This is a genomic window from Streptomyces caeruleatus (genome assembly GCF_001514235.1).
Classification (GTDB): domain Bacteria; phylum Actinomycetota; class Actinomycetes; order Streptomycetales; family Streptomycetaceae; genus Streptomyces; species Streptomyces caeruleatus.
Genome location: NZ_KQ948933.1, coordinates 26,911 through 53,049 on the forward strand (window position 1 = coordinate 26,911; position 26,139 = coordinate 53,049).

27 protein-coding genes are annotated in these 26,139 nt (G+C 68.9%); 15 read left to right on the forward strand and 12 right to left on the reverse strand.

Annotated features, from left to right (window positions below; translation table 11 throughout):
- Positions 1-12: 12 nt before the first annotated feature.
- Entirely contained in the window at positions 13-1,680 is a 1,668-nt protein-coding gene (locus tag AQJ67_RS28040) for a peptidoglycan recognition protein family protein (protein ID WP_062722102.1), read from the reverse strand.
- Positions 1,681-1,821: 141 nt separating this feature from the next.
- Between AQJ67_RS28040 and AQJ67_RS28045 the strand changes: the two genes are divergently transcribed.
- The 4 genes from AQJ67_RS28045 (at position 1,822) to AQJ67_RS28060 (ending at position 8,201) form a co-directional block, all read left to right on the forward strand.
- On the forward strand, positions 1,822-2,577 hold the full coding sequence (locus AQJ67_RS28045) for a TIGR03089 family protein (protein WP_062722103.1): 756 nt from the start codon (positions 1,822-1,824) through the stop codon (positions 2,575-2,577).
- 456 nt (positions 2,578-3,033) lie between these two features.
- Complete coding sequence (locus AQJ67_RS28050) at positions 3,034-4,188, forward strand: LCP family protein (RefSeq protein ID WP_062722104.1); 1,155 nt, start codon at positions 3,034-3,036, stop codon at positions 4,186-4,188.
- 226 nt (positions 4,189-4,414) lie between these two features.
- Entirely contained in the window at positions 4,415-6,259 is a 1,845-nt protein-coding gene (locus tag AQJ67_RS28055) for an LCP family protein (RefSeq protein WP_062722105.1), read from the forward strand.
- 355 nt (positions 6,260-6,614) lie between these two features.
- Entirely contained in the window at positions 6,615-8,201 is a 1,587-nt protein-coding gene (locus AQJ67_RS28060; protein ID WP_062722431.1) for an LCP family protein, read from the forward strand.
- A gap of 24 nt (positions 8,202-8,225) precedes the next feature.
- Here AQJ67_RS28060 and AQJ67_RS28065 read toward each other — a convergent pair whose 3' ends face one another.
- On the reverse strand, positions 8,226-9,254 hold the full coding sequence (locus AQJ67_RS28065) for a glycosyltransferase family 2 protein (protein WP_062722106.1): 1,029 nt from the start codon (positions 9,252-9,254) through the stop codon (positions 8,226-8,228).
- Positions 9,255-9,395: 141 nt separating this feature from the next.
- Here AQJ67_RS28065 and AQJ67_RS28070 point away from each other — a divergent pair, with 141 nt between their 5' ends.
- Entirely contained in the window at positions 9,396-10,850 is a 1,455-nt protein-coding gene (locus tag AQJ67_RS28070) for an LCP family protein (RefSeq protein ID WP_079056225.1), read from the forward strand.
- Between the two features lie 189 nt (positions 10,851-11,039).
- Positions 11,040-11,402, forward strand: coding sequence for a four-helix bundle copper-binding protein (locus AQJ67_RS28075; RefSeq protein ID WP_062722108.1), 363 nt, complete (start codon positions 11,040-11,042; stop codon positions 11,400-11,402).
- 96 nt (positions 11,403-11,498) lie between these two features.
- Here AQJ67_RS28075 and AQJ67_RS28080 read toward each other — a convergent pair whose 3' ends face one another.
- Positions 11,499-12,776 (reverse strand): LCP family protein, encoded by a 1,278-nt coding sequence (locus AQJ67_RS28080; RefSeq protein WP_079056226.1) that lies wholly within the window; start codon positions 12,774-12,776, stop codon positions 11,499-11,501.
- Positions 12,777-12,895: 119 nt separating this feature from the next.
- Between AQJ67_RS28080 and AQJ67_RS28085 the strand changes: the two genes are divergently transcribed.
- Entirely contained in the window at positions 12,896-13,453 is a 558-nt protein-coding gene (locus AQJ67_RS28085; protein ID WP_062722110.1) for an acyl-CoA thioesterase, read from the forward strand.
- A gap of 189 nt (positions 13,454-13,642) precedes the next feature.
- Positions 13,643-13,981 carry a hypothetical protein gene (locus tag AQJ67_RS28090; protein ID WP_159058839.1) on the forward strand — a complete coding sequence of 113 codons (339 nt, stop codon included), beginning with the start codon at positions 13,643-13,645 and terminating at the stop codon, positions 13,979-13,981.
- Positions 13,982-14,270: 289 nt separating this feature from the next.
- Here the strand turns inward: AQJ67_RS28090 and AQJ67_RS28095 are convergent, their stop codons facing one another.
- Genes AQJ67_RS28095 through AQJ67_RS28105 form a run of 3 tightly spaced genes read right to left on the reverse strand, consistent with a single transcriptional unit; the run spans position 14,271 to position 15,875 of the window.
- The gene (locus AQJ67_RS28095; RefSeq protein WP_062722112.1) at positions 14,271-15,119 is read right to left on the reverse strand and encodes a helix-turn-helix domain-containing protein; all 849 of its coding nucleotides are present in this window, start codon (positions 15,117-15,119) and stop codon (positions 14,271-14,273) included.
- 14 nt (positions 15,120-15,133) lie between these two features.
- Positions 15,134-15,649, reverse strand: a complete 516-nt coding sequence (locus tag AQJ67_RS28100) for a DUF6879 family protein (protein ID WP_062722113.1) — start codon at positions 15,647-15,649, stop codon at positions 15,134-15,136.
- Entirely contained in the window at positions 15,621-15,875 is a 255-nt protein-coding gene (locus AQJ67_RS28105; RefSeq protein WP_048586994.1) for a hypothetical protein, read from the reverse strand. The genes AQJ67_RS28100 and AQJ67_RS28105 overlap by 29 nt, the downstream gene beginning before the upstream one ends.
- Positions 15,876-16,380: 505 nt before the next feature.
- Between AQJ67_RS28105 and AQJ67_RS50975 the strand changes: the two genes are divergently transcribed.
- From AQJ67_RS50975 to AQJ67_RS28120, 3 genes are all read left to right on the forward strand, one after another.
- Complete coding sequence (locus AQJ67_RS50975; protein WP_482258144.1) at positions 16,381-16,587, forward strand: DUF7848 domain-containing protein; 207 nt, start codon at positions 16,381-16,383, stop codon at positions 16,585-16,587.
- A gap of 96 nt (positions 16,588-16,683) precedes the next feature.
- On the forward strand, positions 16,684-16,917 hold the full coding sequence (locus tag AQJ67_RS28115; protein WP_062722115.1) for a DUF397 domain-containing protein: 234 nt from the start codon (positions 16,684-16,686) through the stop codon (positions 16,915-16,917).
- A 93-nt stretch (positions 16,918-17,010) separates the two neighbouring features.
- Positions 17,011-17,478, forward strand: coding sequence for a hypothetical protein (locus AQJ67_RS28120; protein WP_062722116.1), 468 nt, complete (start codon positions 17,011-17,013; stop codon positions 17,476-17,478).
- A 52-nt stretch (positions 17,479-17,530) separates the two neighbouring features.
- Here the strand turns inward: AQJ67_RS28120 and AQJ67_RS47820 are convergent, their stop codons facing one another.
- From AQJ67_RS47820 to AQJ67_RS28125, 3 genes are all read right to left on the reverse strand, one after another.
- Entirely contained in the window at positions 17,531-18,229 is a 699-nt protein-coding gene (locus AQJ67_RS47820) for a hypothetical protein (protein WP_159058840.1), read from the reverse strand.
- Positions 18,230-18,293: 64 nt separating this feature from the next.
- Positions 18,294-18,461, reverse strand: coding sequence for a helix-turn-helix domain-containing protein (locus AQJ67_RS45695; protein WP_079056228.1), 168 nt, complete (start codon positions 18,459-18,461; stop codon positions 18,294-18,296).
- Positions 18,462-18,531: 70 nt separating this feature from the next.
- Positions 18,532-19,083 (reverse strand): hypothetical protein, encoded by a 552-nt coding sequence (locus AQJ67_RS28125; protein WP_079056229.1) that lies wholly within the window; start codon positions 19,081-19,083, stop codon positions 18,532-18,534.
- 57 nt (positions 19,084-19,140) lie between these two features.
- Here AQJ67_RS28125 and AQJ67_RS28130 point away from each other — a divergent pair, with 57 nt between their 5' ends.
- Positions 19,141-20,394, forward strand: coding sequence for a tyrosine-type recombinase/integrase (locus AQJ67_RS28130; protein WP_244190618.1), 1,254 nt, complete (start codon positions 19,141-19,143; stop codon positions 20,392-20,394).
- Between the two features lie 199 nt (positions 20,395-20,593).
- Here AQJ67_RS28130 and AQJ67_RS28135 read toward each other — a convergent pair whose 3' ends face one another.
- Positions 20,594-21,751, reverse strand: coding sequence for an acyl-CoA dehydrogenase (locus AQJ67_RS28135; RefSeq protein WP_107123001.1), 1,158 nt, complete (start codon positions 21,749-21,751; stop codon positions 20,594-20,596).
- Positions 21,752-21,940: 189 nt separating this feature from the next.
- Here AQJ67_RS28135 and AQJ67_RS28140 point away from each other — a divergent pair, with 189 nt between their 5' ends.
- Positions 21,941-23,284 (forward strand): UDP-glucose dehydrogenase family protein, encoded by a 1,344-nt coding sequence (locus AQJ67_RS28140; protein WP_062722118.1) that lies wholly within the window; start codon positions 21,941-21,943, stop codon positions 23,282-23,284.
- A gap of 202 nt (positions 23,285-23,486) precedes the next feature.
- Here AQJ67_RS28140 and AQJ67_RS28145 read toward each other — a convergent pair whose 3' ends face one another.
- Positions 23,487-23,987, reverse strand: a complete 501-nt coding sequence (locus AQJ67_RS28145) for a CGNR zinc finger domain-containing protein (RefSeq protein WP_062722119.1) — start codon at positions 23,985-23,987, stop codon at positions 23,487-23,489.
- 123 nt (positions 23,988-24,110) lie between these two features.
- On the opposite strand from AQJ67_RS28145, the gene AQJ67_RS28150 reads away from it, so the two are divergent.
- Both AQJ67_RS28150 and AQJ67_RS28155 read left to right on the forward strand, forming a co-directional pair.
- On the forward strand, positions 24,111-24,470 hold the full coding sequence (locus tag AQJ67_RS28150) for a VOC family protein (RefSeq protein WP_062722120.1): 360 nt from the start codon (positions 24,111-24,113) through the stop codon (positions 24,468-24,470).
- Between the two features lie 72 nt (positions 24,471-24,542).
- Complete coding sequence (locus AQJ67_RS28155) at positions 24,543-24,923, forward strand: VOC family protein (RefSeq protein WP_062722121.1); 381 nt, start codon at positions 24,543-24,545, stop codon at positions 24,921-24,923.
- A gap of 16 nt (positions 24,924-24,939) precedes the next feature.
- Here AQJ67_RS28155 and AQJ67_RS28160 read toward each other — a convergent pair whose 3' ends face one another.
- A complete protein-coding gene (locus tag AQJ67_RS28160) occupies positions 24,940-26,067 on the reverse strand; it encodes a dipeptidase (protein WP_062722122.1) in 1,128 nt (375 codons plus the stop codon).
- Positions 26,068-26,139 lie beyond the last annotated feature (72 nt).

Below are 26,139 nucleotides of genomic sequence, written 5' to 3' on the forward strand. Positions count from 1 at the left end.
CTCGCCTTCGGCTCAGCGGCCCTGGTAGCGGGCCGACGAGGCGCGGGCCGAGCCGAGCTTGCGGTAGAGCTGGAGGCCTGGGCACGCCGTGGAGTAGCCGTCGCGATGGCCGGAGATCACATTCAGTCGTACGTTCTTTCCCTTTCGGTACAGATTGCCACCGCCGGACGTCAGATATGTCTTTCCGCGCGGATTGGCACCGTAGAGGCCCAGCTTCCAAGCCGTGAGCCGGGCCACGGCCTTCACCGAGGCGGCGGTCGGCTTGGTGGTGCCGTAGCTGCCGAGGACGGCGATCCCCATGCTGTTGGAGTTGAAACCGAGAGTGTGGGCGCCCAGGACGGCCTTCGCCACACCCCCGGCGCGACCCTCGTAGATGTTTCCGCACTTGTCGACGAGGAAGTTGTAGCCGATGTCGCGCCAGCCCATGCTCTTGACGTGGTAGCGGTAGATACCGCGAATGAGCGAGGGGGCCTGCGAGCACCGGTACTTGTTGCCGGTGGCCGTGTGGTGCACGAAGGCGGCCTTCACCTTCTTCGTGTAGACGAACCGCCGCTCCCGCCAGCTCTCGTTCGCGCCCCAGCCGCGCCGCGTGACGATGCGCGGCCGTGGCCCGATGTACGGCTTCGCCCGCTGTGCCTGCGTCAACTCGGATCCGCGCAGGGCCAGCAGCTCCCGCTCGGTCGCCGTGCGGTCGAGCGCGGGGATCTCGGCGGCGCCGACGGGGGCGAGTGCGGCGTTGGCACCGGATGCGGCGAGGGCCTCGGCGGTCTCGACGGTCTCGGTCTTCAGGGATCCGGGGCGGGTGGCGCCGCCGGGGTCGCCGCCCTTCACCGGGGTGGGCTCACCGGGGTCGACGAGTTCGAGGCGGAGGCCGGCGGGGAGGGTGGTGGCGTTCTCGGGGGCAGTCGTCGAGTCGTCGCCGTTGACGTCCTCCCCGGGTTCTTCCCCGGTTTCCGCTCCGGTTTCCTCCCCGGTTTCCGCTCCGGTTTCCGCTCCGGTTTCCGCTCCGGTTTCCTCCCCGGCTTCCTCCCCGGCTTCCTCCCCGGTTTCCGCTCCGGCTTCCTCCCCCGCTTCTTCCGCGAGCTCCTCCCCGTCCTCCGTCCCGACGTCCTCCTCGTCCTCGGGTTCGTCGGTCGGCCGGGGGCGTACCGTCTCCGTCTTCGTCTCCGGCGTGACCCGCACCTCCACGGCGTCCGACTCCCCGACCCACAAGGGCGCCGTGGAGCCGCGCACCCGGCCCGAGACGGGCTCGTCGGTGCCCGGGTCGGCGGCGTGTTCGCTGTTGTGCGTCTCGACCTCCTGCCAGCCGGACCAGACACCCGTGCCGACCGCGCGGGTACGGACCAGGACGCGGCCGTGCAGTTCGGCGCCGGGGCGGTCCCAGGTGACGCCGACGAGGGAGAAGTGCGGTACGTCCCGGGGGGACAGCCCCTGTTCGACGGGGGTACCGAGGATGCGGTCACGGTTGAGGGGGGTGAGCGGCAGCGACTGCGTGCTGCCCGGGACGTACGCGTCGGAGTCGTCGTGACGCCCCGCCGGCCCGGCCACCGGCCTCTCGCTGGTGGCCGCCTGCACTCCGGACGCCGGTCTCGCTGGGGTCGCGACGGCGGGTGGGGTGAGCGGGAGGGCCAGAGCGGCCGCGCATGTGACACCGATCGAGGAAGCAAGGAATCCACGCATACCCCTGATGTTGGACATAGTCATACAAACCTGTCCATCGGAGAACTGACGAAGCGTCTGCCCGTTGTTCGTCCGAACCGGTGGCGGGCCGGCGCCCCCGCACGGGGGTGCGCGCCCGCTCGCCCGCGTACGCTTGCGCGGGTGAACGCCACCGATCGCACCCCTGCCGACCTGCTGCGTTCCGCGCTTGCCGCGGATCCTGGACGCCCCCTGGTGACCTTCTACGACGACGCCACCGGGGAACGTGTCGAATTGTCCGTGGCCACCTTCGCCAATTGGGTGGCCAAGACCGCGAATCTGCTCCAGGGCGACCTCGGGGCCGGGCCGGGTGACCGGGTCACGTTGCTGCTGCCCGCGCACTGGCAGACGGCGGTGTGGTTGCTGGCGTGTTCGTCGGTGGGCGCCGTGGCGGACGTGGGGGGAGACCCGGCGGCGGCCGACGTGGTGGTGAGCGGGCCGGAGGGTCTGGAGGCGGCGCGGGTGTGTCGCGGGGAACGGGTCGCGTTGGCGCTACGGCCGCTGGGGGGCCGGTTTCCGCAGCCGCCGGCCGGTTTCGCCGACTACGCGGTGGAGGTGCCGAGTCAGGGCGACCGCTTTGCGCCTTACGCTCCGGTGGATCCCGAGGGGCCCGCGCTCATCGTGGCCGGGCGGGAGTTCAGTGGTGCCGAGGTCGTGGAGCGGGCCCGGGCGGAGGCGCCGGACCTCGGTCTCGCCGGGCCCGGGTCCCGGATCCTCTCTGCCCTTCCGTACGACACGTGGGAGGGGCTCAATGCCGGGCTGTACGGTGCCCTGGCGACCGGCGGGTCGGTCGTGCTGTGTCGCCACCTCGATGCGCTGGGCGAGGATGCCTTGGCCAAGCGTATCGACGACGAACGGGTCACCACGACGGCCCGCTAGCCGCAGTTCCTCGCCCCCGCCGCCCCTACCCGTCCCATCCCTTGAAGGGGCTCCGCCCCTTCGACCCCGCCAAGGGGCTTCGCCCCCTGGACCCCCTATCGGCCTTCGGCCTCGTCCTCAAACGCCGGACGGGCTGAAAGGGCCCGGGCCGGCGTCGCCCCCTGCGGGTGGGTGGGGGCTAGTGACGGCAAAGACTCGACCTCGCACGCCGGACAGGCCCGGCAGGCCCGCGGCGGCCCCGGCAAGTGATCGTCGGCGGCCGGGGCGCGCAGCACCGCCCGGACGCCGGCAGGCCGCCGCCGCAGGCCACCGTCACCCGTTCAGCCCTCCACGACCCACCCCCCACCCCCCATCCACGCCATGGTCGTAACAGCAGCCCACACCGCACGCAGCACGCACTGAGGGGTGGACCCAGCCGTGACCGACACCGCACGCGCGCGCGACAGGAGGGGGCCCATGCGGCGGTGGGTGCGGCGTGGGGCGCTCGGGGTGGGGGGTGTGCTCGTGGTCGCCGGCGGGGTCGGGTGGGCCGTGTACGCGAAGCTCGACGCGAACATCACGCCCGACGAGGCCGCCGCGGCCGAACTCGCCCGGTACGAGAAGGAGCGCCCCACCTCACTGGTGCGCGACGCGCAGAACATCCTGCTCATCGGGTCGGACTCGAGGGCGGGCCGGGCCAACCGCCGCTACGGACGCGACTCCGGGACCGAGCGTTCGGACACCACGATCCTGCTGCACCTCTCCGCCGAGCGCCGCAGCGCCACCGCCGTGTCGATACCCCGCGATCTCATGGTGAACGTCCCGAGCTGCCGGCGCCGCGACGGCACCCGCACCCAGCCGATGTTCGCGATGTTCAACTACGCCTTCCAGAAGGGCGGTTCGGCCTGCACGATCCGTACGGTCGAGCGGCTCACCGACATCCGGGTCGACCACCACGTGGTCGTCGACTTCCACGGCTTCAAGGAGATGGTCGACGCCGTGGACGGCGTACGGCTCTGCCTGGCGAAGCCGATCAACGACAAGGCGGCCAAGCTACGGCTCCCGGCCGGCAAGGTGACCCTCAACGGCGAGCAGGCCCTCGGCTACGTCCGTGCCCGCAAGTCCCTCGGCAACGGCAGCGACACCGACCGCATGGAACGCCAGCAGCGCTTCCTCGCCGCGCTCGTGCACAAGGTCCAGAGCAACGACGTCCTGCTGAATCCGGTCAGGCTCTATCCCGTCCTGGACGCGGCGACGTCCTCCCTCACCACCGACCCCGCCCTGGCCAGTTTGCGCGGTTTGTACGAACTCGCCCGCGGTGTGCGCGACATCCCCACCGAACGCGTGCAATTTCTCACGGTCCCCCGGGAGTCGTACATATACAACGCCAATCGCGACCAACTCGTGGAGCCCGACGCGCGGCAGCTCTTCCAGCGGCTCCGCGTCGACGCCCCGGTGGAAGTCGTGAATTCGCCCGAAACACCCCAGGGGCCGTCCCGCGATTCTTCGCACAGGAGTTCGCATGGCAATGACGGGAAGACCTCCAGCGGGCAGGCGAACCACCCCGCCGAGCCCACTCCCCCGGCACCCACCTTCCGGGGCAACACCGCCGCCGAGAACCCCTGTGAGTAAAACGCTCACCAAGTCGGCGAACCCCAGTTCAAAGAAATGCGCCGGATTGCCCAGTTGTAGGGACGTGGAATTTGTCACCGTCGTCGCTTGACGCTGAACTGGGCGGATAGTGTGAGCGCTCCGGTGCTCCCTGCCGTAGTTAGGCTTGCGCACTGTTTGACCGAGAGACCCGAGCGCCTTGGAGGGGGAAGGCGCCGCGTGGCCCCGACGGAGGATTCAGACAACCGTGGACGCGCAAGGCCGTGGGCGGGCGGACGACATCGATCCCGCAGACCAGTGGGTGCTCAATCCGAACACCGGCGAATACGAACTGCGACTGACTCCTTCCTCTCCGCAGTCGTCGGTTCCGGGACCGCGCAGATCCGCCTCCCGGGCCGGCGCCGCCGCACGGACGGGCGGAGCGGGCACGGGGCGTGCGGCGAACGGCGCCGCCCCAGCCGGTGGCGCCGGAGGTGCCGGAGGTGCCGGAGGTGCCGTACGCAATCGGACCGCCGCCCCGGCCCGCGACGGCCGCGACCCGCGCCCGGACCGCAACGCGCCCGGCCGCGAGGTCCCCTCGCAGCGCAGGCGCCGAGGCGCGCCCGAGGAGCCGTCGGCGGGGCGGCGCGGTCGCCGGCCGGTGAAGAAGAAGAGCAAGGCGAAGAAGGCCCTGCTGTGGACCGGCGGTGTGACGGCCTTCGTGGTGGTCGCCGCCGCGGTCGGCGGGTATCTCTACCTGGAGCACCTCAACGACAACATCCAGTCCGTCTCCGACGACGGCGCGAGCACCGGTGGCTTCCAGAAGGACAAGGCCATCAACATCCTGCTCATCGGCACGGACAAGCGCACGGGCGCGGGCAACGACAAGTACGGCGACTCCGGCAGCGCGGGACACGCCGACACCACGATCCTGCTGCACGTCTCCAAGGACCGCTCGAACGCGACCGCGCTGAGCATCCCGCGCGACCTCATCGTCGACATCCCCGACTGCCCGACCACGCAGGAGGACGGCTCCCAGAAGGTCATCCCCGGCGAGACCGGCGTGCGCTTCAACACGAGCCTGGGCCAGGAGGGCCGTACCCCCAGCTGCACCAGCCGTACCGTCACCGAGCTGACCGGGATCAAGCCGGACAACTTCATGGTGGCCGACTTCAACGCGGTGAAGACCCTGACGACGGCGGTCGGTGGCGTCGAGGTGTGCCTGGGCAAGGACATCAACGACCCCGACTCCCACCTCAACCTCCCCAAGGGCGAGCACGTGATCGAGGGCGAGCAGGCGCTGGCCTTCGTCCGCACGCGGCACGCCGTCGGCTTCGGCGGTGACCTGAGCCGGATCGGGCTCCAGCAGCAGTTCCTCAGCGCGCTGATGCGCAAGCTGAAGTCCAACGACACGCTCTCCAGCCCGACCAAGATGATCAAGCTGGCGGAGGCGGGCACCAAGGCGCTGACCGTCGACTCCCAGCTCGACAGCATCGACAAGCTGAAGGACCTCGGTCTGGAGCTGGGCAAGCTCGACACCAAGAACCTGACCTTCACGACGGTTCCGGTGGTCGACAACCCGGCCGAGAAGGTCAAGGCGACGGTCGTGCTCAACGACGCGACGGCTCCCCAGGTCTTCCAGGCGATCCAGAACGACGTCTCCTTCACCGCGGTCAAGCAGCAGAAGAAGAAGGAGGCCGCCGCCGTGGCCGCCCGGCTCAAGGGCACCAAGACCGACCCTTCCGAGGTGCGGGTGCAGGTCTACAACGGCGGGGCGCCCGCGGGCAGCGCCCAGGAGACGCTCACCTGGCTGCAGACCGAGGAGGGCGTGACCAAGTCCGAGAACGCGGGCAACGCCCCGGCGACGCTGGCGAAGACAACGCTGGAGTACGCGCCGGACCAGGCGGACCAGGCTCGCCGGCTCGCCGCCATCATGGGGCTGTCGGGGTCCGCGATGAAGCCCGGCAAGAGCGTGACCAACTCCCAGGGCCTGCCCACGATGACCCTGACCCTGGGCAAGGACTTCAAGGGCGCGGGCATCTCGCTCACGGCCCCGACGAAGGCTCCCGACGTGGAGAAGTCCACGGCCGACAAGGTCGAGTGCGCGAAGTAGCCCACGAGACGCCGTTCCCGGCACGAAATCCGCGCCGGGAAGGCAACTGTGCCGCAGGCTCGTTGGTCTGACACACGACGCAGGTGTGTCGGCCGGCGTCGCAGCGGCTGGCCCCCGGGCGCGGCGCGCTGCCGACCCGGCGTGGATTTTGCCGACGCGTGGCCAACCCGGTCCGGACCCACACAGGTCTGACAGGTAGCGAACCGGTGTCGGACAGGGTGGTCTGCCATGGTGCGCTCCGCACCGGACAGGGAGGTCCGGGGCGGTGCGAAGCCGTGTCGGGCAAAGGGCGGGGAAGGGCAGAGAGTTGGCGCAGAGCAGTGTGCGAGGGGAGTCCCCCGCGGTGGAGGACACCATGTCCCTCACCCCGCAGGCCGACCAGGACACGCCGGACGACCAGAGCGGCCGGCACCGTGGCGGGGGTCGCAGAGGCGGCGGCGGTACCGACGGCAGGCGCCGCAGACGGCGTGCGCTGCGCTGGTCGGCGACGGTTCTGGCGGTGGTGATACTGGGCACCGCGGGTGCCGGGTATCTCTACTACCAGCACCTCAACGACAACCTGAAGAAGGACGACCTCAACATCGGCGACGCGAAGGACCGCGCCGCCGAGACCGAGGCGAACGCGGCCGGTCAGACGCCGCTGAACATCCTGCTGATCGGCTCGGACGCCCGGGACAGCAAGGAGAACCAGAAACTCGGCGGCGCCAAGGAGACGTTCGGCGGCGTACCGCTCGCCGATGTGCAGATGCTGCTGCACGTGTCCGCCGACCGCACCAACATGTCGGTGGTGAGCATGCCGCGCGACACCCTGGTGGACATGCCCAAGTGCACGGACCCGGACAGCGGGGACGTGTACCAGGCCCGCCAGCGCGCGATGACGAACCAGTCGCTGGGCCGCGGCGGACCCGGGTGCACGGTGGCCACGTGGGAGAAGCTGACCGACATCCACATCGACCACTTCATGATGATCGACTTCTCCGGTGTGGTGTCGATGGCGGACGCGATCGGCGGCGTCCCGGTCTGTGTGAACGCCAACATCGAGTCCAAGGACAGCAAGGGCCACGGCTCCGGACTGAAGCTGGAGAAGGGCACCACGTACGTCAAGGGCGAGCAGGCCCTTCAGTGGCTGCGCACCCGGTACGGCTTCGAGGACGGCAGCGACCTGGCCCGGGCCAAGGCGCAGCACCAGTACATGAACTCGATGGTCCGTGAGCTGCGCAAGAGCGCCAAGCTCAGCAACCCGGGCAAGCTGCGCGCGCTCGCCGAGGCGGCCACCAACGCCCTCACCGTCGACCCGGGCCTGGGCACGGTGGCGAAGCTGTACGACCTGGCGGGCGAGCTCAAGAAGGTGCCGACGTCGCGCATCACCATGACGACGATGCCGAACGAGTACGACACGATCCAGACCGGCCGGGTGGTGCCCACCGAGGACGCGACCAAGCTGTTCCGGCTGGTGCGTGAGGACATCGCCCTCGACGGCAAGGACAAGAAGAAGCCCACCAAGGAGAAGGGCTCCGCCGACCCGGCCGCGGCGGACGACGAGATCGCCGTCCAGGTGCAGAACGGCACCCGGACCGACACGCTCGCCCCGGCCTCCGGTCGCGCGACCACCGTCGCCGGGCTGCTCGTCGACAAGGGCTTCGCCCGGGCGGTGGCGGACCCCTCGACCACGCCGGTCGAGGACACGACACTCGTCCGCTACCCGAGCGCCGACCTGGAGGGCGACGCCCAGCGGCTCGCCAAGGCCCTCGGCATCCCCACCAGCGCCGTCGAGAAGTCCACGAACGTCTCCGGAGTCACGCTCGTCGTCGGCGCCGACTGGCGCGAGGGTACGGCGTACAAGGCGCCCAAGGAGGACGACAGGACGCCGGACACGGCGGAGGCGCTGAACGCCTCCGACACCAAGGCGTGCATGAAGGTGGACCCGGACTTCACCTGGTGACGGGCACCGCCCGCCCGGCGGGGCTCAGTTGGCGCTGAGTACCGCCGGGCGACGCGAGGCGATGACCTTCCTCGCCAGGGAGCGCGGGCTGGTCAGGAAGCCGTAGCCCCAGGACATGTGCATGGTGGCGAGGGCGACCGGGATCTGGAGGCGTGCCTTCAGCGGGAGGCCCTTGCCGGCCGGGACGGATCCGGCGGCGATGGCCGCGAGATAGCCGCCGGGGATCACCAGCGCCCACGGGGTGACCAGGGCGCCCGCCACGAGGCCGGCCGTGATCGCGCACACCGCGGTCGGCGGGGCGAGGTAGCGCAGGTTGATGGAGCCGGCGTGGTAGCGGGCGACGACGTGCCGCCAGCGGCCGTAGTCCTTGTACTGCTTGGCGAGGGCCTTCACGCTCGGCCTCGGGCGGTACGACACCTTCAGCTCGGGCGAGAACCAGATGAGGCCGCCCGCCTCGCGGATCCGGAAGTTCAGCTCCCAGTCCTGGGCGCGGATGAACTCCTCGTTGTAGCCGCCCTGTTGCTCCAGCGCCTCGCGCCGGAAGACACCGAGGTAGACGGTCTCGGCCGACTGCGCCTCGCCACCGGTGTGGAAGGCCGCGTTGCCGACGCCGATCTTCGAGGTCATCGCGGCCGCGACGGCGTGCTCCCAGTCGTTCTCGCCCTCGGCGTGCATGATGCCGCCGACGTTCTGCGCGCCGGTCTCCTCCAGGAGCCGGACGGCGGTAGCGATGTAGTTCGGCGAGAGGATGCCGTGGCCGTCGACGCGGACGACGATCGGGTGGCGGGAGGCCTTGATCGCGGCGTTGAGCGCGGCGGGCGTGCGGCCGGTGGGGTTCGGGACGGTGTGCACGCGGGGGTCGTCGGCCACGAGCTCGGCGGCGATCTCGTCCGTGCGGTCCGTGGACGGACCGAGGGCGATCACGACCTCCATCTCGCCGGCGTACTCCTGCGCGAGGATCGCTTGGACGGCTCCGCGCAGATGCCGCTCCTCGTTGAGGACGGGCATGATGACGGACACGGCGGGGAGCTGCACGTCGGGATTGGCGTTCATAGGGGCCTCACGTTACCGCGAACGGGGGACAGCGGTGCGCGCCGCCGGGGTCGCTGCCCCGGGCAGCAGATCGTATGGGCCTACGGTGCTCACGGATCCCACGTACGGCCCCCAGGGCAACCCCAGCGGAGGTATCCCCCCATGCCCACGCCGCCCCGCCGCTCCCCCGCCTCGCCGCAGCGCAGTCCGCAGCCGTCCCGTGGCGGGGCGCGGCCGGTCGCGCCCCGACGGCGCAGGCGGCCGCGCTGGGCCATGCGGACGGTGACCACGCTGTCGGTGGTGATCCTGGCCTCGGCGGGGATCGGGCACGCCGTGGTCACCAGCCTCGACGCGAAGATCGCGCGCGTGGACCCGTTCAAGGACATGAAGAACCGGCCGCAGGCCGGGCACGGGATGAACGTCCTGCTGGTCGGCACGGACGGCCGTGACCGCATCAGCGACGAGGAGCGGCGCAAGTACCGGCTCGGCGGCGCCCCCTGCCACTGCACCGACACGATCATGATCGTGCACATCTCGGAGGACCGGGAGCGGGCGAGCGTGGTGAGCCTGCCGCGCGACTCGTACGCCGAGGTGCCTGGAGGCGACGGGCGCAAGACCCATCCCATCAAGATCAACGCGGCGTACGCGGAGGGCGGTCCGAACCTCACCGTGCGCACCGTCGAGCACATGACCCACGTCAAGATCGACCACTATCTGGAGGTCGACTTCACCAGCTTCATGAAGACGGTGGACGTGGTCGGCGGCGTGCAGATCTGCACCGCCGAGCCGATGAAGGACTCGTACACCGGGCTGGACCTGCCGGCCGGGCGGCACCGGCTGATGGGCGGCGAGGCGTTGCAGTACGTCCGCGCGCGGCATGTCGACAGTGACTCCGACCTGGGCCGGGTGCACCGCCAGCAGCGGTTCATGGCGGCGCTGGTCGAGCGGGCGACGTCGTCCGGGATCCTGCTGAACCCGATGAGGTTCCGGGACGTGACGCGGGCCGTCCTGGGCTCGGTACGGGCCGACAAGGGCTTCGGGACGGGCGAGCTGCTCGACCTCGGGCGGGCGATGCGGAACTTCTCGCCGTCGTCGTCGGAGTTCACGACCGTGCCGATCGGGCAGCTGGAGTACGAGGTGAAGGGCGTCGGCTCCACGGTGAAGTGGGACACCGCACAGGCCGAGCGTCTCTTCCGGGCCCTGCGCGAGGACAAGCCGCTGTCCGCGCACCGGCCCAAGCGCCGGGCCGTGCCCGTGGAGGTCGCCCCGCAGCAGATCCAGGTCCAGGTGGAGAACGGCACGAAGGAGAACGGCCTCGGCAAGCGCGTCGACGCGGCGCTGGCGGCGACCGGGTTCCGTACGACGGGGCGTCCGGTGTCCGCGGCGGACCGGGCGCTCAAGCGGACGGTCGTCGCCCACGACCCCGGCTGGGACCGCTCGGCGAAGTCGCTGGCGGCCGCGCTGCCGGGAAGCGAGCTGCGTGCGGTGAAGGGGCTGGGGCCGACGCTGAAGGTGATGCTCGGGGCGGACTTCCAGAAGGTGCGCAAGGTGCGGGCCGAGGACCCGACGCAGGGCCAGTCGATCGTGGTGCGGGGCGACGAGGCGGGGTGCTCGTAGACACCCCCTGCACCGTCCTTCACCTCAATGGACGTGTGCGGCGGCATTCGGCGGAATGCCGGACGCGTTGGCTCGTGGGGCATCTGGTGTGAATTGTTCGTGTCCGCCCGATGGCGCGGCGCGGTGGGCGGGCGTAGGACGGAAGGGCACGGGGCCCGCCCCGGGCTCCAGCGTCCCCCAGGAGGAGCCATGACCCAGCCCGGAACCATGCCTGCCATGACCAAGGAGATGCAGGACTGCGTCGACGCGTGCATGACCTGCCACAGCATCTGCGAGGAGACCATGAGCTCCTGCATGCAGATGGGCGGCCAGGCTCAGATGCAGATCATGCGGGCGCTCATGGACTGCGCCGAGACGACCCGCATGTGCGCGGACATGATGATGCGCCGCTCGCCCATGTCGGCCGAGATGTGCGCGATGTGCGCCAAGGCGTGCGAGATGTGCGCCGAGGCGTGTATGTCCATGCCGGACGATGCGCAGATGATGCGCTGTGCCGAGGCGTGTCGTCGCTGTGCCGCCACCTGTCGCGCGATGGCGGGCGCCACGATGTGACGGACGCCTGACAGCGGTCGAGGGCACCCGGAGCCTGCCGGGTGCCCTCGATGTTCCGCTGGTTGTCCTACGGCGCTGTCGTCGACGTGCCGTGGCTCAGTTGCCCGAGACGGTCACCGTCTCGTCGTTCTTCAGCTGCTCCACCAACTGCTTCACCTTCGCGGTGTCCCACTGGAGGTTGCCGTTCGAGGTGTTGCCCGAGATCGGCATGTTCATCGACTTGCCCTCGCCGCTGCTGACGCCCTTCATCGCCCAGAACATGGACGCCAGGTCCCACAGGCCCATGTCCTTGTCGACGATCAGCGAGTCCAGGCCGGCGCCCATGGTCGGGTACAGCTTGAACGGGTTGAGGACGGTGCCCGGGGTGGCGACCTGGTTGGCCAGGGCGGACAGGAACTTCTGCTGGTTCTTCGTCCGGTCCAGGTCGGAGCCGGCCAGCGCGTACCGGGTGCGGACGAAGGCGAGCGCCTCCTCGCCGTTCAGGGTCTGCTTGCCCTTCTTGAAGTCGGCGCCGGACTTGGAGTCCTTGATGTCCTGCGGGATGTCGATCTCGACGCCGCCGACCGAGTCCACGATGTTCGCGAAGCCGGCGAAGCCGATCTCGACGTAGTGGTCGATGTGCAGGCCGGTGTTGGCCTCGACGGTGCGGACCAGCAGTTCGGGGCCGTCCTCCGCGTACGCCGCGTTCAGCTTCACCTGCCGGCCCGTGCCCTGGTACGTCTTGCCCGACTCGGAGCCCACGAAGGTCGGTATCTCGACGTTCGAGTCACGGGGCAGCGAGACCAGCGTCGGGCCGTTGCTGCCGGTGTGCAGGATCATCATCGAGTCCGTGCGCTTGCCCTCGGCGGACCCGGTGTGCAGTTCCTTCTTCTGGTCGGCCGTCATGCCCTCACGGCTGTCGGAGCCGACGATCAGGTAGTTCGTGCCCTCGCCCGCCTCCGGCCGGTCGATGACCTTGGACAGGTCGACCTCGCGGTTGAGCTTGCCGTCGGCCCAGAAGTAGGTGGCGACGGTCGTCACGACCAGCACCGTCACCAGCGTGAGCGCGGTGATCTTCATCCGGCGCCGCCAGTTCGGCGCGGGGCGTGGCTCGTGCGTGCCCCTGCCGCCGGGGCCGCCCGGGCCGCCGCCGTAGACCTGCCCGGTGTTGTAGCCGCTGTCGTAACCGTCGTCGGCGTCGTAGCCGCCGTGGCCCTGGCCGTTCACGTACGACGGCTGCTGCGGCACCCCGCCGTACCCCTGGCCGGGCGGCGCCGCCGGACCGCGGCGGACCTGCCGCATCACGCGGGCACCCTCGGGCTGTGCGCTCGAGCTGCCGCGTCCGTAGCGGTTACCGCGATTGTCGTCGGACCATCCACCGGGCCAGTCATTCATGCGCCCCAGTGTGCAGGGCACGGCCGGGTGCCTTACAAGGTTCGGGGGAAAATAGAGGCACGGCTGTTGCGAAGCCAACACAAAGTCCGCGAATGTCGGCTCGGCATAAGGTGGAGGCCATGACAGACCAGGTCACCACAGCGGAGTCGGGCACTCAGGAGATCCCGGGCAAGCCGACATCCGCGTCCCGCACCACCCTCAGTCACATCATGACCCACAACGACACCAACCTCCTGGGAACGGTGCACGGCGGTGTGATCATGAAACTCGTCGACGACGCGGCGGGTGCGGTGGCCGGTCGGCACAGCGGTGGCCCCGCCGTCACCGCCTCCATGGACGAGATGGCCTTCCTGGAGCCGGTCCGTGTCGGTGACCTCGTCCATGTGAAGGCCCAGGTCAACTGGACCGGCCGGACCTCGATGGAGGTCGGCGTACGCGTCCTCGCCGAGCGCTGGAACGAGTCGGCCCCGCCCACCCAGGTCGGCTCGGCCTACCTGGTCTTCGCCGCGGTGGACGCCGACGGCAAGCCGCGCCGGGTGCCCCCGGTGATACCGGAGACCGAACGCGACAACCGGCGCAACCAGGAGGCCCAGATCCGCCGCACCCACCGGCTGGCCCGCCGCCGCGCCATCAAGGAGCTGCGGGAGAAGCGGCTGGCGGAGGGGTTCGAGGACTGAGTGTCCGCAGCGGGCGCCGGGGCATATGGTCGCCCCCGGCGCAACCTGCAACCTTTCAGGATCGGCTGAGGCCGGGGCGGGGCCATAGTGGGTGCCGGCCCGGCCCGTGCAGGGCTTCGACGGTGAACATGCCACCAGCTGTGGCATCGCGTCGAACCAGGTCGCTTCGAACAGGGGGAACGGAAGATCATGCTTGGTCGACTGAAATTCGGGGTGGTCGCGCTCGCCGCGGCCTTCGGTTCGCTCATCGCGGTGGGCAGCCCGGCGGCGGCCGCCGACGACCACTTCTGGACACGTAGCTGTGGGAGCAAGTACTACGCCTACGCGGACAACTACATCGCGTGGACCAAGAAGTACTCGGGTGGTTCGTGTTCGGGGCACGCCTGGGTCCGTGTCAAGCTCAACGGCGACTGGACGAAGTGGTATCACGCCAGCGGCAAGATGACCCTGAACAACGACTACGGTGACATCGAGCTGAGTGAGCACAAGGGGTGCGCGGACTGCAAGCCCTACTTGCTCATCCCCTGACGAGGTCAGGCCTCCCGTCCCGGCCTCCACGCCACCGTGACAACGCGGATCCGCGTACGACGAAGCCCCCGGCAGCACGCCGGGGGCTTCGTCGTCCGTGCAGGCCAGGGCCTACTCGGGCCTCAGGGGAGGTTGCGGGCCATGACGATCCGCTGGACCTGGTTCGTGCCCTCATAAATCTGCGCGCTTTACAGGTAATACGGCTCTGACCTGCCCGAACACCCCTCCTAGAGGGGGCCTCCCCAGCATTTCCCCATGATCACTGACGAGGGTGCGCCGATACCGCTGGTCACGTCAGGGAGGCCACCGCATCCGCTATCAGGGAACGTGCCGCCGCTCCCCGCACGGCTCCCTGTGCCAGCCGCTCAAAGGCCCGGGTGTAGAGCTCGACCTGACTGGGCTGCGTGAGCGTGGCGGCAGCGTCCAGGGTGTCCGCGTGCACCTTGGTGTCATCGAAGATCGTGAAGGTGGGCATGGGCCACACGGCTCGTTGTGCTGAGAACGGGATGAGCCCCACGGCGACGTTCTGGAGATCCATAACCCCGAGCAGGTGACCAAGCTGTGCCGCCATGGTCTCCGCACTACACAGCCGGTACCGCAACACCGACTCCTCCAGCACGAACGAGAATCGGCGTGCGCCATTGCTCAGCACCTCGTTACGCCTCATACGGGCCGCCACAGCATCGCTCACGTCGTCCGGGGTCCCCCGGAAGTCTGCGATGGATGACAACAAGGCAGCCGCGTATCCGGGCGTCTGGAGGAATCCGGGGATCACGTCGGAGACGTAGACCCTGAATATCTTTGTTTGCTGGTACAGGTCCCCGGTGGACTCCTGCACACGGCGGAGACCGCTTCGCTGGAGTCGCCTCCACTGCACATGAGCATCTGCGGACTGTCTGTTGGCAGCGATCAGGTCGGGGGCCTGGTCATCAGCCGCGCAGGCTCGGCACCACTCTTTGATATCCGCGTCGGAGGGAGGGGTCTTGGCGTTCTCGATCCGGGATGACTTCGACTCTGACCAGCCGCATCTGACGGCCAGCTCCCGCCCGCTGATCCCCGCGTCCTTCCGGATCTCACGCAGACGACCGGCCAGTTCTTCACGGGCCTTCTGAACGCGTGAGGAGGGGTGTGAGGGCATGGAGCTGGCTTTCGTCAGATCTCGTACAGGTGGTGCGGGATCGCTCGCTCCCAGACCGCTTCGAAGGCGGCGGAGCACAGCTTCACGGCTTCCGGGTCTGCCGTTATCTCGTCTTCCACCACCACTCCATCACCTGAGAAGTGGTGCACCCGGAGCAGGATGCCATCGAAGAGCCAGAAGTCATTGCCCGGCAGGGCAATACTCGTAGCCCGTCGCCGTGGCAACCACCGCACTTCCTCACCCGCCGTGACGTTGGCGCGGGTGACGTAGTGCTCCCAACGGATGTAGTCCGAGACAGGCTCGGAGACCACCCGGGCCCGGCGGATCGCCACGCCCCGGGCCACGGTGTCCGTGATCAACTGGTCGTAGGGGTGCCACCAGGATTCGCGGTCCTCCCAATTGATCCGCTCACCACGCTTCCATGCCTCGAACCGGTCCGTCGGGGCGTAGGAGTCACGCAGTTCCAGGTGAACGGCGGACCGGTCGCACTGGCCAAGCAGCTCAGCGAAGCTGGGCACGCTCGACGGCATCACACGCCTCCCTGATCATCGGGATCATCCGGGCCGGAATCCTGACGATGGCTTCGCTGTCAGGTACCGAGCCGTTCGCGGGGCTGCTCGCCTCGCACTCCGCCTGAGTCTCGGTGCTCGGCTTCCACCCCTGCAACAAGATCTCCTGAGCGTCCGCGTCCGCCCACACGGTGGGGCAGTGGTCCCGGTCCGTGTCGGGGTCGATTCCAATGAACTCTACGGCCATGGCTGGCTCCCTGGTCTAGGTGCTTGCTCGGGCTTGCATCAGCTTCGTTGAACTGCTGAGACAGCGTCAATAGGGCTACTGGTCACGCGAATTGCAGTGCAAGCTCATGCAAGTTCGTGGAGCCCAACACCCGTCACTCCCTACCGTCCTTGACGTAGCGGAGTCACCGGAGAGGGCGGGCCATGGTGAGCGACAGCGACGGCAGGGCGCGGGGCACCGAATCGGCTGATCACCTGGGCGGCAGTGAGGCCCGACAGTTCCTCTCCCGTCTCTCCGGAGCCTTCGGCGGGGGTGGCGTGCTCATGGTGCAGAAGAGTGACCCTGGCCTTGAAGGCGCCGACCTGGCGCCCGGTTCGGCCTTGCGCTGGCCCCGCTGCGAGTGCGGGAGCCCGAAGTGTCCTGACTACAAGGCCCCATCGAATGGGTCGGCCGAGGGACTGAGCAGCAGAGTCGCTGAGGCCAACGAGCGCAGCCGTAGGGGTGGGCTGTGAGCATCAGATCGGCCATGCGGTACGTGATGCACAGGATCACCGAGCACCCCGACACGGACGTCACATTCGAGGCCGAGTGCCTGCACTGCAAGTGGAAGGCGACACCTTCCACCGAGTCGGCGTCCGTCGACGTGGAGTGCATGAGCCACACGGGCCGATCTAGCCACGCCGGTTTCCGACGCATCCGTACCTCGTTCGCGATGGTCGTTCGCGCCGAGTAAAGCCCTGCCTCACCAGTGGAAACCCTGAACTCCCGCCACGGAATGGGCGGCGGCGGTCAGCCATGGCCGCGATTAGTTGAGCAGGAAGGTGCAGTGATGCTGAACGGAACCGACCTGTACGCGCTCGACATTGACGGGGCCTCGTTCGTGAAGGCGTGCGGGGGAAACACTCACCCGGACGGCGAGTCGTGCGTGGCCCTGGCCCGGATCGGCGAGGACGCCTGGGCCCTGAGTGACAGCAAGCGGCCGGGCGCCGAGCCGCTGCGGTTCACCACGGAGGAGCTGGACGCGGCCGGGATCGACCCGGCGCGGTTCGGTCTGTCCGTCTGATCCACCCCTCTCCAGTCGGTCCCGGCCCACCCCTCCATTGGGTCGGGACCGGCTGGCCCTTCGCCCCTCAAGAGAACTGAACGGGAACGACTGGTGCATCATCACGGCTATCTGTGGACCGGCCCGAAACAGCGTTTCGACCAGGAAGCGCTACGGCGGCCCCCGCATCCTGAGCCGCCCCCGGCCGGAAGCAAGCCGGAACTGATCCAGCGCTACCGCGAGGTGGCGGCGGAGTTTCCGACTTCTGATCTGCCTCCGCTGGAAACGGCGTACTGGCTCATCAAGCCGCGTTCCTTGGTTCGTGGCACGTGGGATGAACCGAAGGAGGCGGCGGCCTGGCTTGGGGAACGGCTGTCCGAGTACGCGCCCCGGTTCGCTTCGGAGGCGGAGCGTGACACCACCTATCTGACGCTTCTCGTGAACTCCGCCGCTGAGCGGCTGGGGGAGGGCGGTGATGTGTCCCACGGCTTCTACCTCGAACGCCCCTCGTACCTGTCCCTGACTGTGGTGACGTGTTCCCCGAATCGCTCGAAGCCTGAACTGGCCTGTCCTGCCCAGTAGTCGAAGCAACAAAGAAGCCCCGGCCAGTGGCCGGGGTTGTTCCTTTGGTTGGTTAGAGCAGCGCGCGGAAGGGGTTGGAGTCCGCGAGCGGTTCCGACCGTTTCGGTTCGGTGGCAGGCTTCGGGGCCTGCTTCAGTTCGGGCCGGTAAGCGTCCAGGCGGACGACCGATGCGCGGTTCTGCTCACGCTCCGCGCTGGCCGGCATCGGCTCCGCAACCGTTCCTGTGGACTCACCGTTTTCGGAACTGTCACCGGGGAGTGAGAAAACGGTGGCCGGGCGGCCGGTCTTGCCCGACTGACAGTGCTTACGAGGGCGCCCGCGCTTTCGTGGAGCCTGCGAGGCGTATAGGGGTGCACGGCACCCGGTCCATTGGCACGCATCCGGGGGATGGTTCCGGCGCTCCACCGTGAAGCCGGAACCGTGCTCCGCGCCCACTGCCTCTGCTTCGGAAAGCAAGGCGATCAGTTCGCAATAGTGGTCGCGCTCCTCCGTGCCGGGGCGTTCCCTCATCAGGAAATGCAGGTCTCGACTGTGCAGATCCGGATCGAAGGTGGGAAGCGTCGCCACAATAGGAGCCCAACTCAAAGGAACCATCCCGGTGTACGCCGCTGCTATTCGGCCGAACTCCGTCTCTGCCCGTTCCGGCCATGTCTCCCATCTCTCGTCACCTGCCGCTTCCAGTAGCGCATCCGCACATTTCTCCAACTCGACCTGTCCGCGTTCGCCTGAGGGCGGGATCGTCTTGGCCACTCAGTCCTTTCAGCAAACAAAAAGCCCCCGAATCGCCTCGGGGGCATGCGCGTATCTGAGTTCTTCAGTTCTGGTCGTCCAGCCACTTTTCCAAGTCGGCCGGACGGCAGCGGAGCGACTGACCCACTTTCCGGAACGGGATCTGTTCGGCCTTCCAGTTCCCGCATACCCACGACCGGGGCTTGTTCAGGTAGTCGGCGACGTCGTCAACGGTCATCAGCTTCGTGCACATAGGTCCCCCTAAAAGAAAAGCCCCCAGTTACCTGGGGGCTCATTAAGTACTGCTTCAGTATTAGCGGACGTCAGTCCTGGTCGTCATCAGAATTAACGAAGGACGCAAGGACCTCCGTGGCCTTCTCGGTAAGTTCACCGCCAGCCTTGCCCGCAACTGTGGTCAGGTAGCCCTCTCTTCGCGCGCGCTTGAGATGGTCCTTAACGGTCTCGGGGCGGCGGCCGATAAGTCGGGCCAGCCACGGAACAGGAGCCGGAGCACCCAGGTCGGCCATGGTCTTGTAGGTCGAAGCCAGCATGGCCAAGTACGGCTCTGACACACCTTCGTTGGTCAGCAACAGGCCCGCCGCCGACCCCGCTTCCTCGACCTTCGCCGTCACCTCCTCCATGCCCTGCTGAAGCTCAGGCGCCTTCTCTGCCAGCTTCATGGCCGCCGCAAGGTCGAGTCTCCGCAGGACAGTCGTGGAGATTCCACGCGCCACGTCACGCCCGGCGGAGCCTTCCGCCGCCTCGACAGTGATCCGCTGCGGCCCTCCGGTGATCGGCCCTGTCGGCCACCACATGCGGATCACCCAAGCCCCTTGCTTCTGGGTGATCTCGAACCCGCTCTCATTCGCTTCCACAGTTCCGAACGTACCACACAGGGTGAGCCACCCTGTGTTGACAACCCAGGGTGGGCCATGCGAAAACTTGATCACGCCGGACAACCGGCACGACGCCGGGCCGTCCGTGCGTCATCGACGGAGGGGGCTGCCTCAGTGGCAAGGGCATGGGTCGCACGGTCCAAGGACGACCCGAAGAAGTGGACGACGTTTTGGTACGACCCGGACGGCAAGCAGCGACAGAAGACGTTCGAGACCAAGAAGCGGGCTGATGACCAGCGCAAGCGCAAGGAGCAGGAACTCGACGCCGGGACCTACTTGGACGACCGCTTGGGCAAGCAGCCCGTGACGGCCGTGTGGGAGCAGTGGACGAATCAAAGGAAGCTGGAGAACAGCACCAAGAAGCAGTACCGGTCGATCCTCAACACGACCATTGAGCCGTTCTTCAAGGCCCGTTCCATCGTGTCTCTGAAGGTCGCTGACGTTGAGCAGTGGCTCTTGTGGATGGAGCAGGATCGGAAGCTCTCCGCCCGCACGCGGCGTCAGCGGTTCTCGTTCTTCTCCGGGATGATGGACTGGGCTGTTGCCAACGAGATCATCGGCCGGAACCCGTGCAAGAAGGTCAAGGGCGCGGGCAGCCGCGCCAAGGAGATCCGGGAGCACAAGAGCACCGCCCGGCGACTCACGACGCGGGAAGTCCTGGCGATGCTCGATGCCGCTCCTCCGCGATACCGAGCGATGCTGTGGCTCATGGCCGGGTGTGGCCTGCGGCTGGGTGAGGCCATGGCGGTATCCCGCGACCAGATCGACTTCAAGGCCGAGACGCTTCGCGTCGACTTCCAGATTGCGGAGGACGGAGATACCGAGTCGGGGAAGAACAGTGCGATCCAGCGTCGGCACATCAAGGCTCGTGACGAAGGCGAGCCAGGGCGTACCGTTCCCCTCCCGCCGAACGTCGCCTTCGAGCTTCGGCGGCACATCAAGAACCACGGCGTATGGGGGCCGGAACGGCTTCTCTTCCCCAATGTGACGCGTACTGGCTACCTCTACGCGTCGTACTTCTACCCGAAGATCTGGATGGAGGCTCTGGGCAAGGGGCAGGTGAAGTACTGCAAGGCTCACTCACTCCGGCACTACTACGGGTCGCGGCTGCTGTACGCCGGAGTCCCCGAGAACGACGTGGCCGACTGGATGGGCCACAGCAGTACGGACGTAATGAGGGAGCACTACCACTACATCTTCGAAGGGGCCGAGCAGCGCGGCCGGGCCGCCATCGCAACGATGCTGACGCCCGGCGCCGACGACCCTACGGAGGCGTCAGAGGTTGCCTGACCCGCATACGACAACAGCCCCCGGCATCACGCCGGGGGCTGCGTTGTTTGTGCAGGTCAGTGGCCGTTTCCAGCCCGACATCCGCCCAGGATTCCCCCAGCATGACGCCCAGGAACGGCCCTGATCAGGCCGCAACGGACGGAAAGCCCAGGACGCCCATGCGGACCCTCGAAACCGCCCCTGACCTGCAAAAACCCCCCTAGGGAAGGTTCCTTGCCATCACGATCCGCTGAACTTGGTTCGTGCCCTCATAAATCTGCGTGATCTTGGCGTCGCGCATCATGCGCTCGACCGGGTAGTCACGGGTGTAGCCGTAGCCGCCGAGGAGCTGGACGGCGTCCGTGGTGACCTCCATGGCCACGTCCGAGGCGAAGCACTTGGCGGCGGCGCCCTGGTAGGTGAGGTCGGCGTCGCCGCGCTGGGAGGCGGCGGCGGCCTGGTAGGTCAGGGCGCGGGCGGCGGAGATCTTCATCGCCATGTCGGCGAGCATGAACTGGATGCCCTGGAAGTCGGCGATCGGCTTGCCGAACTGCTTGCGCTCCTGGACATAGCCCTTGGCGTAGTCGAGGGCGCCCTGGGCGATGCCGAGGGCCTGGGCGGCGATGGTGATGCGGGTGTGGTCGAGCGTCTGCATCGCCGTGGCGAAGCCGGTGCCCTCCTCGCCGATCATGCGGTCCGCGGGGATGCGAACGTTGTCCAGGTAGACCTCGCGGGTCGGGGAGCCCTTGATGCCGAGCTTCTTCTCGGGGGCGCCGAAGGAGACGCCCTCGTCGGACTTCTCGACGACGAAGGCCGATATGCCCTTGGAGCGCTTGGCGGGGTCGGTGACCGCCATCACCGTGTAGTAGTCGGAGACGCCGGCGTTGGTGATCCAGCGCTTCACGCCGTTCAGGACGTAGTGGTCGCCGTCGCGGACCGCCTTCGTCTTCATGCCGGCGGCGTCGGAGCCCGCGTCCGGCTCGGAGAGGCAGTACGAGAACATGCCGTCGCCCTTGGCCAGCGGGGTCATGTACCGCTTCTTGAGGTCCTCGGAGCCGGAGAGGATCACCGGGAGCGAGCCCAGCTTGTTCACCGCGGGGATCAGGGAGGAGGACGCGCAGACGCGGGCCACCTCCTCGATCACGATCACCGTGGCGAGGGCGTCCGCGCCCGCGCCGCCGTACTCCTCGGGCACGTGCACCGCGTGCAGGTCGTTCGCGACCAGCGCGTCCAGCGCCTCCTGCGGGAAGCGGGCGTCCTCGTCGACCGCGGCGGCGTACGGCGCGATCTTCGCCTCGGCCAGCGAGCGGATGGCGTCACGGAGCATGTCGTGCTCCTCGGACGGGCGGTACAGGTCGAAGTCAGCCGATCCGGCCAAGGTCTCTCACGCTCCAAGGACGCTGGTTACAAGTGCGGTGCTGGCGCTAATTACCGTTAAGTAACTCAAATTTTAGAGGTCGGCTCACGGGACGGGTACGTGAGCTTGGCGACAGCTGGGAAGTTGCCCTTCAGAGCCTCCGACTATGCTCGGGCGCGCACCTCCCCCGTACCCCTTTCTGGAGTCCCCATGGCCCTCAAGATCACCGTGATCGGCACCGGCTATCTCGGCGCGACGCACGCCGCGGCCATGGCCGAGCTCGGCTTCGAGGTGCTGGGGCTCGATGTCGTGCCCGAGAAGATCGAGATGCTGCGGCGCGGCGAGGTCCCGATGTACGAGCCGGGGCTTGAGGAGTTGCTGCGCAAGCACGTCGCCGGGATCGAGGGGTCGACCGGGCGGCTGCGGTTCACGATGGACTGGGCCGAGGTCGGGGAGTTCGGCGATGTGCACTTCGTGTGCGTGAACACGCCCCAGCGGCACGGCGAGTACGCCTGTGACATGTCGTACGTCGACGCCGCCTTCGCCTCCCTCGCCCCGCATCTGAGGAACGCCGCCCTCGTCGTCGGCAAGTCCACCGTCCCCGTCGGCTCCGCCGACCGCCTCGCCGCCTACCTGGCCGAGCACGCGCCGGCCGGTGAGGACGCCGAGCTGGCCTGGAACCCGGAGTTCCTGCGCGAGGGCTTCGCCGTCCAGGACACGCTGCACCCGGACCGGATCGTGGTCGGTGTGCGCAGCGAGCGGGCCGAGAAGCTGCTGCGCGAGGTGTACACGACGCCGATCGCCGACGGCTCCCCGTTCGTCGTCACGGACTTCCCCACCGCCGAGCTGGTGAAGACCTCCGCCAACTCCTTCCTCGCCACCAAGATCTCCTTCATCAACGCGATGGCGGAGGTGTGCGAGGCCGCCGACGGCGATGTCGCCAAGCTGGCGGAGGCCATCGGGTACGACGACCGGATCGGGAAGAAGTTCCTGCGCGCCGGGATCGGGTTCGGCGGCGGGTGTCTGCCCAAGGACATCCGCGCGTTCATGGCCCGCGCCGGTGAGCTGGGCGCCGACCAGGCGCTGACCTTCCTGCGCGAGATCGACTCGATCAACATGCGCCAGCGTGGCCAGATGGTGGAGCTCGCCCGGCAGGCGCTGGGCGGCGGGCCCTTCCTGGGCAAGCGGGTCGCGGTGCTCGGCGCGACCTTCAAGCCCGACTCGGACGACGTACGGGACTCGCCCGCGCTGAACGTCGCCGGGCAGATCCACCTCCAGGGCGGCCAGGTCACCGTGTACGACCCCAAGGGCATGGACAACGCCCGCCGTCTCTTCCCGACCCTCGGCTACGCCGACAGCGCGATCGAGGCGGTGCGAGGCGCCGACGTCGTCCTGCACCTCACGGAGTGGCGGGAGTTCCGCGAGCTGGACCCGGCGGCGCTCGGCGAGGTGGCGGCGGACCGGGTGATCCTGGACGGCCGCAACGCCCTCGACCCGGCCCTGTGGCGGAAGGCCGGCTGGAGCTACCGGGCGATGGGGCGGCCGACGGCCTAGGGCCGCACGACCGGTCCGGCGTCCGGTCCGGCGTCCGGCCCGGCGTCCGGCCCGGTAGGGACAGTGACGCGAGGACGCCGTTTCGGCCGAGGCTCAGTCGGCCGAAACGGCGTCTTGTCGCATTCTGCCCCACACCGGCCGCCCGGCGCCGGGTGAATCTTCAACAACCTTTCGAAATGGCCGACTCGCTCGGCCCACAGGGCTACTTGGCGCGATAGCGCCGCATCTTCGCGCGCGCCCCGCACACCTGCATCGAGCACCAGCGGCCGCGCCCCGCCGGACTGCGGTCGTAGTAGGCCCAGTGGCAGTCGACCGCCTCGCAGGCCTTCAGCCGGGTCCAGGTGTCCTCGACGAGGGCCTGGGCAAGGGCGGCCGCCACGCGGGAGAGCAGCGGGCCCTCCTGGGCCGGGGCGAGGGTGGCCGAACCGTCGGCGCTGTCGACCGCCACCACCAGCGGGCTCGCCGTCAGCAGCTCGCCGAGCGGGGTCACCGTGCGGTGCGGGGGATGACCCGCGTGGGCGAGCAGAGCCACGCGCAGCGACTCCCGCAGCTCGCGGGCGCCGGGCACGTCCTCCTCGGCCAGCCCGAAGCGCGCCCGGCCGTCCGCCGTGTCCAGCGCGTCGGCGCCCGACTCGATGTCCAGCGTGTTGACCAGTGACTGGACCAGCTCCAGGCCCCCGGGCGCGGGCGATCTCTCACTCATGCTCGAACGCTATCCCTCCATGCCCGAATCCCCTTGCGAGGTTACCGCCAATACGGGAGCATGAGGTAACCGCGTTACCTGTTGAGGAAGAGAACAGGTAACCAAGACTTCAAGGAGGAAGTCATGGCCATCGCTTCACTGGGCGCCGTCGTCCTGGACTGTCCCGACCCGCGCGCCCTCGCGGCCTTCTACGCGCGCGTGCTCGGCGGCAGCGTCGAGGGAGAGGGGGACTGGCTGGACCTGAAGGTGCCCGGCGGCCCGACGCTGGCGTTCCAGGCCGCCCCCGGTCACGTACCGCCGCGGTGGCCCGCGCCCGAGCACTCGCAGCAGTTCCATCTGGACGTGACGGTCGAGGACCTGGACACGGCCGAGAAGGAGGTGCTGGCGCTGGGGGCGAAGCCGCTGGACACCGAGGACCGTTCGCGGACCTTCCGGGTTTACGCGGACCCGGCAGGGCACCCGTTCTGCCTGTGCGCCTGCTGATCCGACCGCACCTGCCGATCGCGCCCTGATTCCAGATCGCTGATCCCTGATCCCTGATCCCGGGAGGAACCCATGGCTCCAGCGGCTCGTCTGCGTTCCGTCGTCATCGACTGCCCCGACCCGCGCGCCCTCGCCCGCTTCTACGCCGGCGTCGGCGGCGGCACACCCGAGGACGACGACCCCGACTGGGTCGTCCTCCGGCTCCCCGGCGGGCCACGGCTCGCCTTCCAGCCGACGCCCGGCCTCACCCCGCCGGAGTGGCCGCGGGCCGATCGCAACTCCCAGCAGTTCCATCTCGACTTCGACGCCGGGGCCACCTGGGAGGAGGTCGAGGCCGCCCAGGAGAAGGTGCTGGGGCTGGGGGCGCGGTTGCTGCACGCGGAGGACAAGGACGACTTCCGGGTCTACGCCGACCCGGCGGGGCATCCGTTCTGCCTCTGCCGGATCGAGTAGCCGTGAACGCGGCCCGCTACCCGTCCAGCTCGGAGATCTTCATCGTCGACGGCTCCCGGCGCCGCTGTGCCTCCCGGGCCGTGAAGTCGGCCTCGCGCAGGACGCGCTGGACGTTTCCCCAGGTCAACAGCGCGATGCCGGTCTCGGACCAGCCTCTGCGGAGCAGTTCGGCGACGAGGTGCGGGTAGCAGGAGGCGTCGGCGAGGTCCTGCGGGTGGGCGGTCCCGGCGTCGTAGGTGCCGGACAGGCCGACGGACTCGGGGCCGGCGACCTCACGGACGTGGTCGAGGTGGTCGGCGACGTCCCGGACGGACGGGCCGGTCTGCTCGGCGGTGAGCGGCACCATGCACAGGCCGCCCACGGCGCCCAGCTCGGCGAGCAGTTCGTCGGGGAGGTTGGCCGGGTGCGGGCGCAGGGCGCGGGCTGCGGAGCGGGCGCACAGGACGGGCGCCTTGGAGACCGCGCACGCCCGGCGGACGGTGTCCTCGGAAGCGCCCGAGAGGTCGGCCAGCACACCGAGCCGGTTCATCTCGCGCAGCACCTCCTCGCCGAACCGGGTCAGCCCCGCCTCGCTCGCCCAGGACACCCCGGACAGCGTGAGGGAGCGCAGCCCGAGCCCGTGCAGGGACCGCAGGATGCCCAGCGAGTCGCCTATCGCGTCGGCCCCGGCCGGTCCGGGCAGGACGGCGATCCGGCCACAGTGCTGGACATCGGTGATCGGCCCGGGCGTACAGGCCAGGCGCAGGCCCTCGGGATGGGCCCGTACGACGGTCTTCACCAGGTCCAGCTGGTCGAGCGTGGCACCGACGGCCTGGTCGCCGGCCAGCCCTTCGGGCAGGTGCAGCGCCCAGAACAGCGCGGCGACATGGCCCTCTCGCATCCGGGGCACATCGGTGTCGACGGCGCTCTCGCCGAGCTCCAGATCGAACCAGGGCAGATGGCGCAGCGCCCACGGCAGTCCGCTGTAGCCGTCGGCCACGGGGTGCTCGGCGAGCAGGGCGTGGGCGCGGTCGAGGAGACCGGTGTCGGGGCCCTCAGCGGAGTCGCCGCCGGACGGGGACGCCTTCCCGGCGGGCGGGCCGGGCAGGTCATCGAGTGCGCCGACCTCGGGGCTGGGGTCCAGTTCGTACTTGAGGTCTGCCATGGCGGTCTCCGTACGTGATCGGCGTCCTGATCAGCAGTACGGTTCACCGTCGCACGGACCGGGTGGGGTCAC

Excerpts from the sequence above, each read along its gene's own strand:
- AQJ67_RS28040 (WP_062722102.1), bottom strand. The coding sequence starts at position 1,680 with ATGCGTGGATTCCTTGCTTCCTCGATCGGTGTCACATGCGCGGCCGCT.
- AQJ67_RS28050 (WP_062722104.1), top strand. The coding sequence starts at position 3,034 with ATGCGGCGGTGGGTGCGGCGTGGGGCGCTCGGGGTGGGGGGTGTGCTC.
- AQJ67_RS28060 (WP_062722431.1), top strand. The coding sequence starts at position 6,615 with ATGTCCCTCACCCCGCAGGCCGACCAGGACACGCCGGACGACCAGAGC.
- AQJ67_RS28065 (WP_062722106.1), bottom strand. The coding sequence starts at position 9,254 with ATGAACGCCAATCCCGACGTGCAGCTCCCCGCCGTGTCCGTCATCATG.
- AQJ67_RS28070 (WP_079056225.1), top strand. The coding sequence starts at position 9,396 with ATGCCCACGCCGCCCCGCCGCTCCCCCGCCTCGCCGCAGCGCAGTCCG.
- AQJ67_RS28075 (WP_062722108.1), top strand. The coding sequence starts at position 11,040 with ATGACCCAGCCCGGAACCATGCCTGCCATGACCAAGGAGATGCAGGAC.
- AQJ67_RS28080 (WP_079056226.1), bottom strand. The coding sequence starts at position 12,776 with ATGAATGACTGGCCCGGTGGATGGTCCGACGACAATCGCGGTAACCGC.
- AQJ67_RS28085 (WP_062722110.1), top strand. The coding sequence starts at position 12,896 with ATGACAGACCAGGTCACCACAGCGGAGTCGGGCACTCAGGAGATCCCG.
- AQJ67_RS28090 (WP_159058839.1), top strand. The coding sequence starts at position 13,643 with ATGCTTGGTCGACTGAAATTCGGGGTGGTCGCGCTCGCCGCGGCCTTC.
- AQJ67_RS28095 (WP_062722112.1), bottom strand. The coding sequence starts at position 15,119 with ATGCCCTCACACCCCTCCTCACGCGTTCAGAAGGCCCGTGAAGAACTG.
- AQJ67_RS28100 (WP_062722113.1), bottom strand. The coding sequence starts at position 15,649 with ATGCCGTCGAGCGTGCCCAGCTTCGCTGAGCTGCTTGGCCAGTGCGAC.
- AQJ67_RS28105 (WP_048586994.1), bottom strand. The coding sequence starts at position 15,875 with ATGGCCGTAGAGTTCATTGGAATCGACCCCGACACGGACCGGGACCAC.
- AQJ67_RS50975 (WP_482258144.1), top strand. The coding sequence starts at position 16,381 with ATGCGGTACGTGATGCACAGGATCACCGAGCACCCCGACACGGACGTC.
- AQJ67_RS28115 (WP_062722115.1), top strand. The coding sequence starts at position 16,684 with ATGCTGAACGGAACCGACCTGTACGCGCTCGACATTGACGGGGCCTCG.
- AQJ67_RS45695 (WP_079056228.1), bottom strand. The coding sequence starts at position 18,461 with ATGTGCACGAAGCTGATGACCGTTGACGACGTCGCCGACTACCTGAAC.
- AQJ67_RS28130 (WP_244190618.1), top strand. The coding sequence starts at position 19,141 with ATGCGAAAACTTGATCACGCCGGACAACCGGCACGACGCCGGGCCGTC.
- AQJ67_RS28140 (WP_062722118.1), top strand. The coding sequence starts at position 21,941 with ATGGCCCTCAAGATCACCGTGATCGGCACCGGCTATCTCGGCGCGACG.
- AQJ67_RS28145 (WP_062722119.1), bottom strand. The coding sequence starts at position 23,987 with ATGAGTGAGAGATCGCCCGCGCCCGGGGGCCTGGAGCTGGTCCAGTCA.
- AQJ67_RS28150 (WP_062722120.1), top strand. The coding sequence starts at position 24,111 with ATGGCCATCGCTTCACTGGGCGCCGTCGTCCTGGACTGTCCCGACCCG.
- AQJ67_RS28155 (WP_062722121.1), top strand. The coding sequence starts at position 24,543 with ATGGCTCCAGCGGCTCGTCTGCGTTCCGTCGTCATCGACTGCCCCGAC.
- AQJ67_RS28160 (WP_062722122.1), bottom strand. The coding sequence starts at position 26,067 with ATGGCAGACCTCAAGTACGAACTGGACCCCAGCCCCGAGGTCGGCGCA.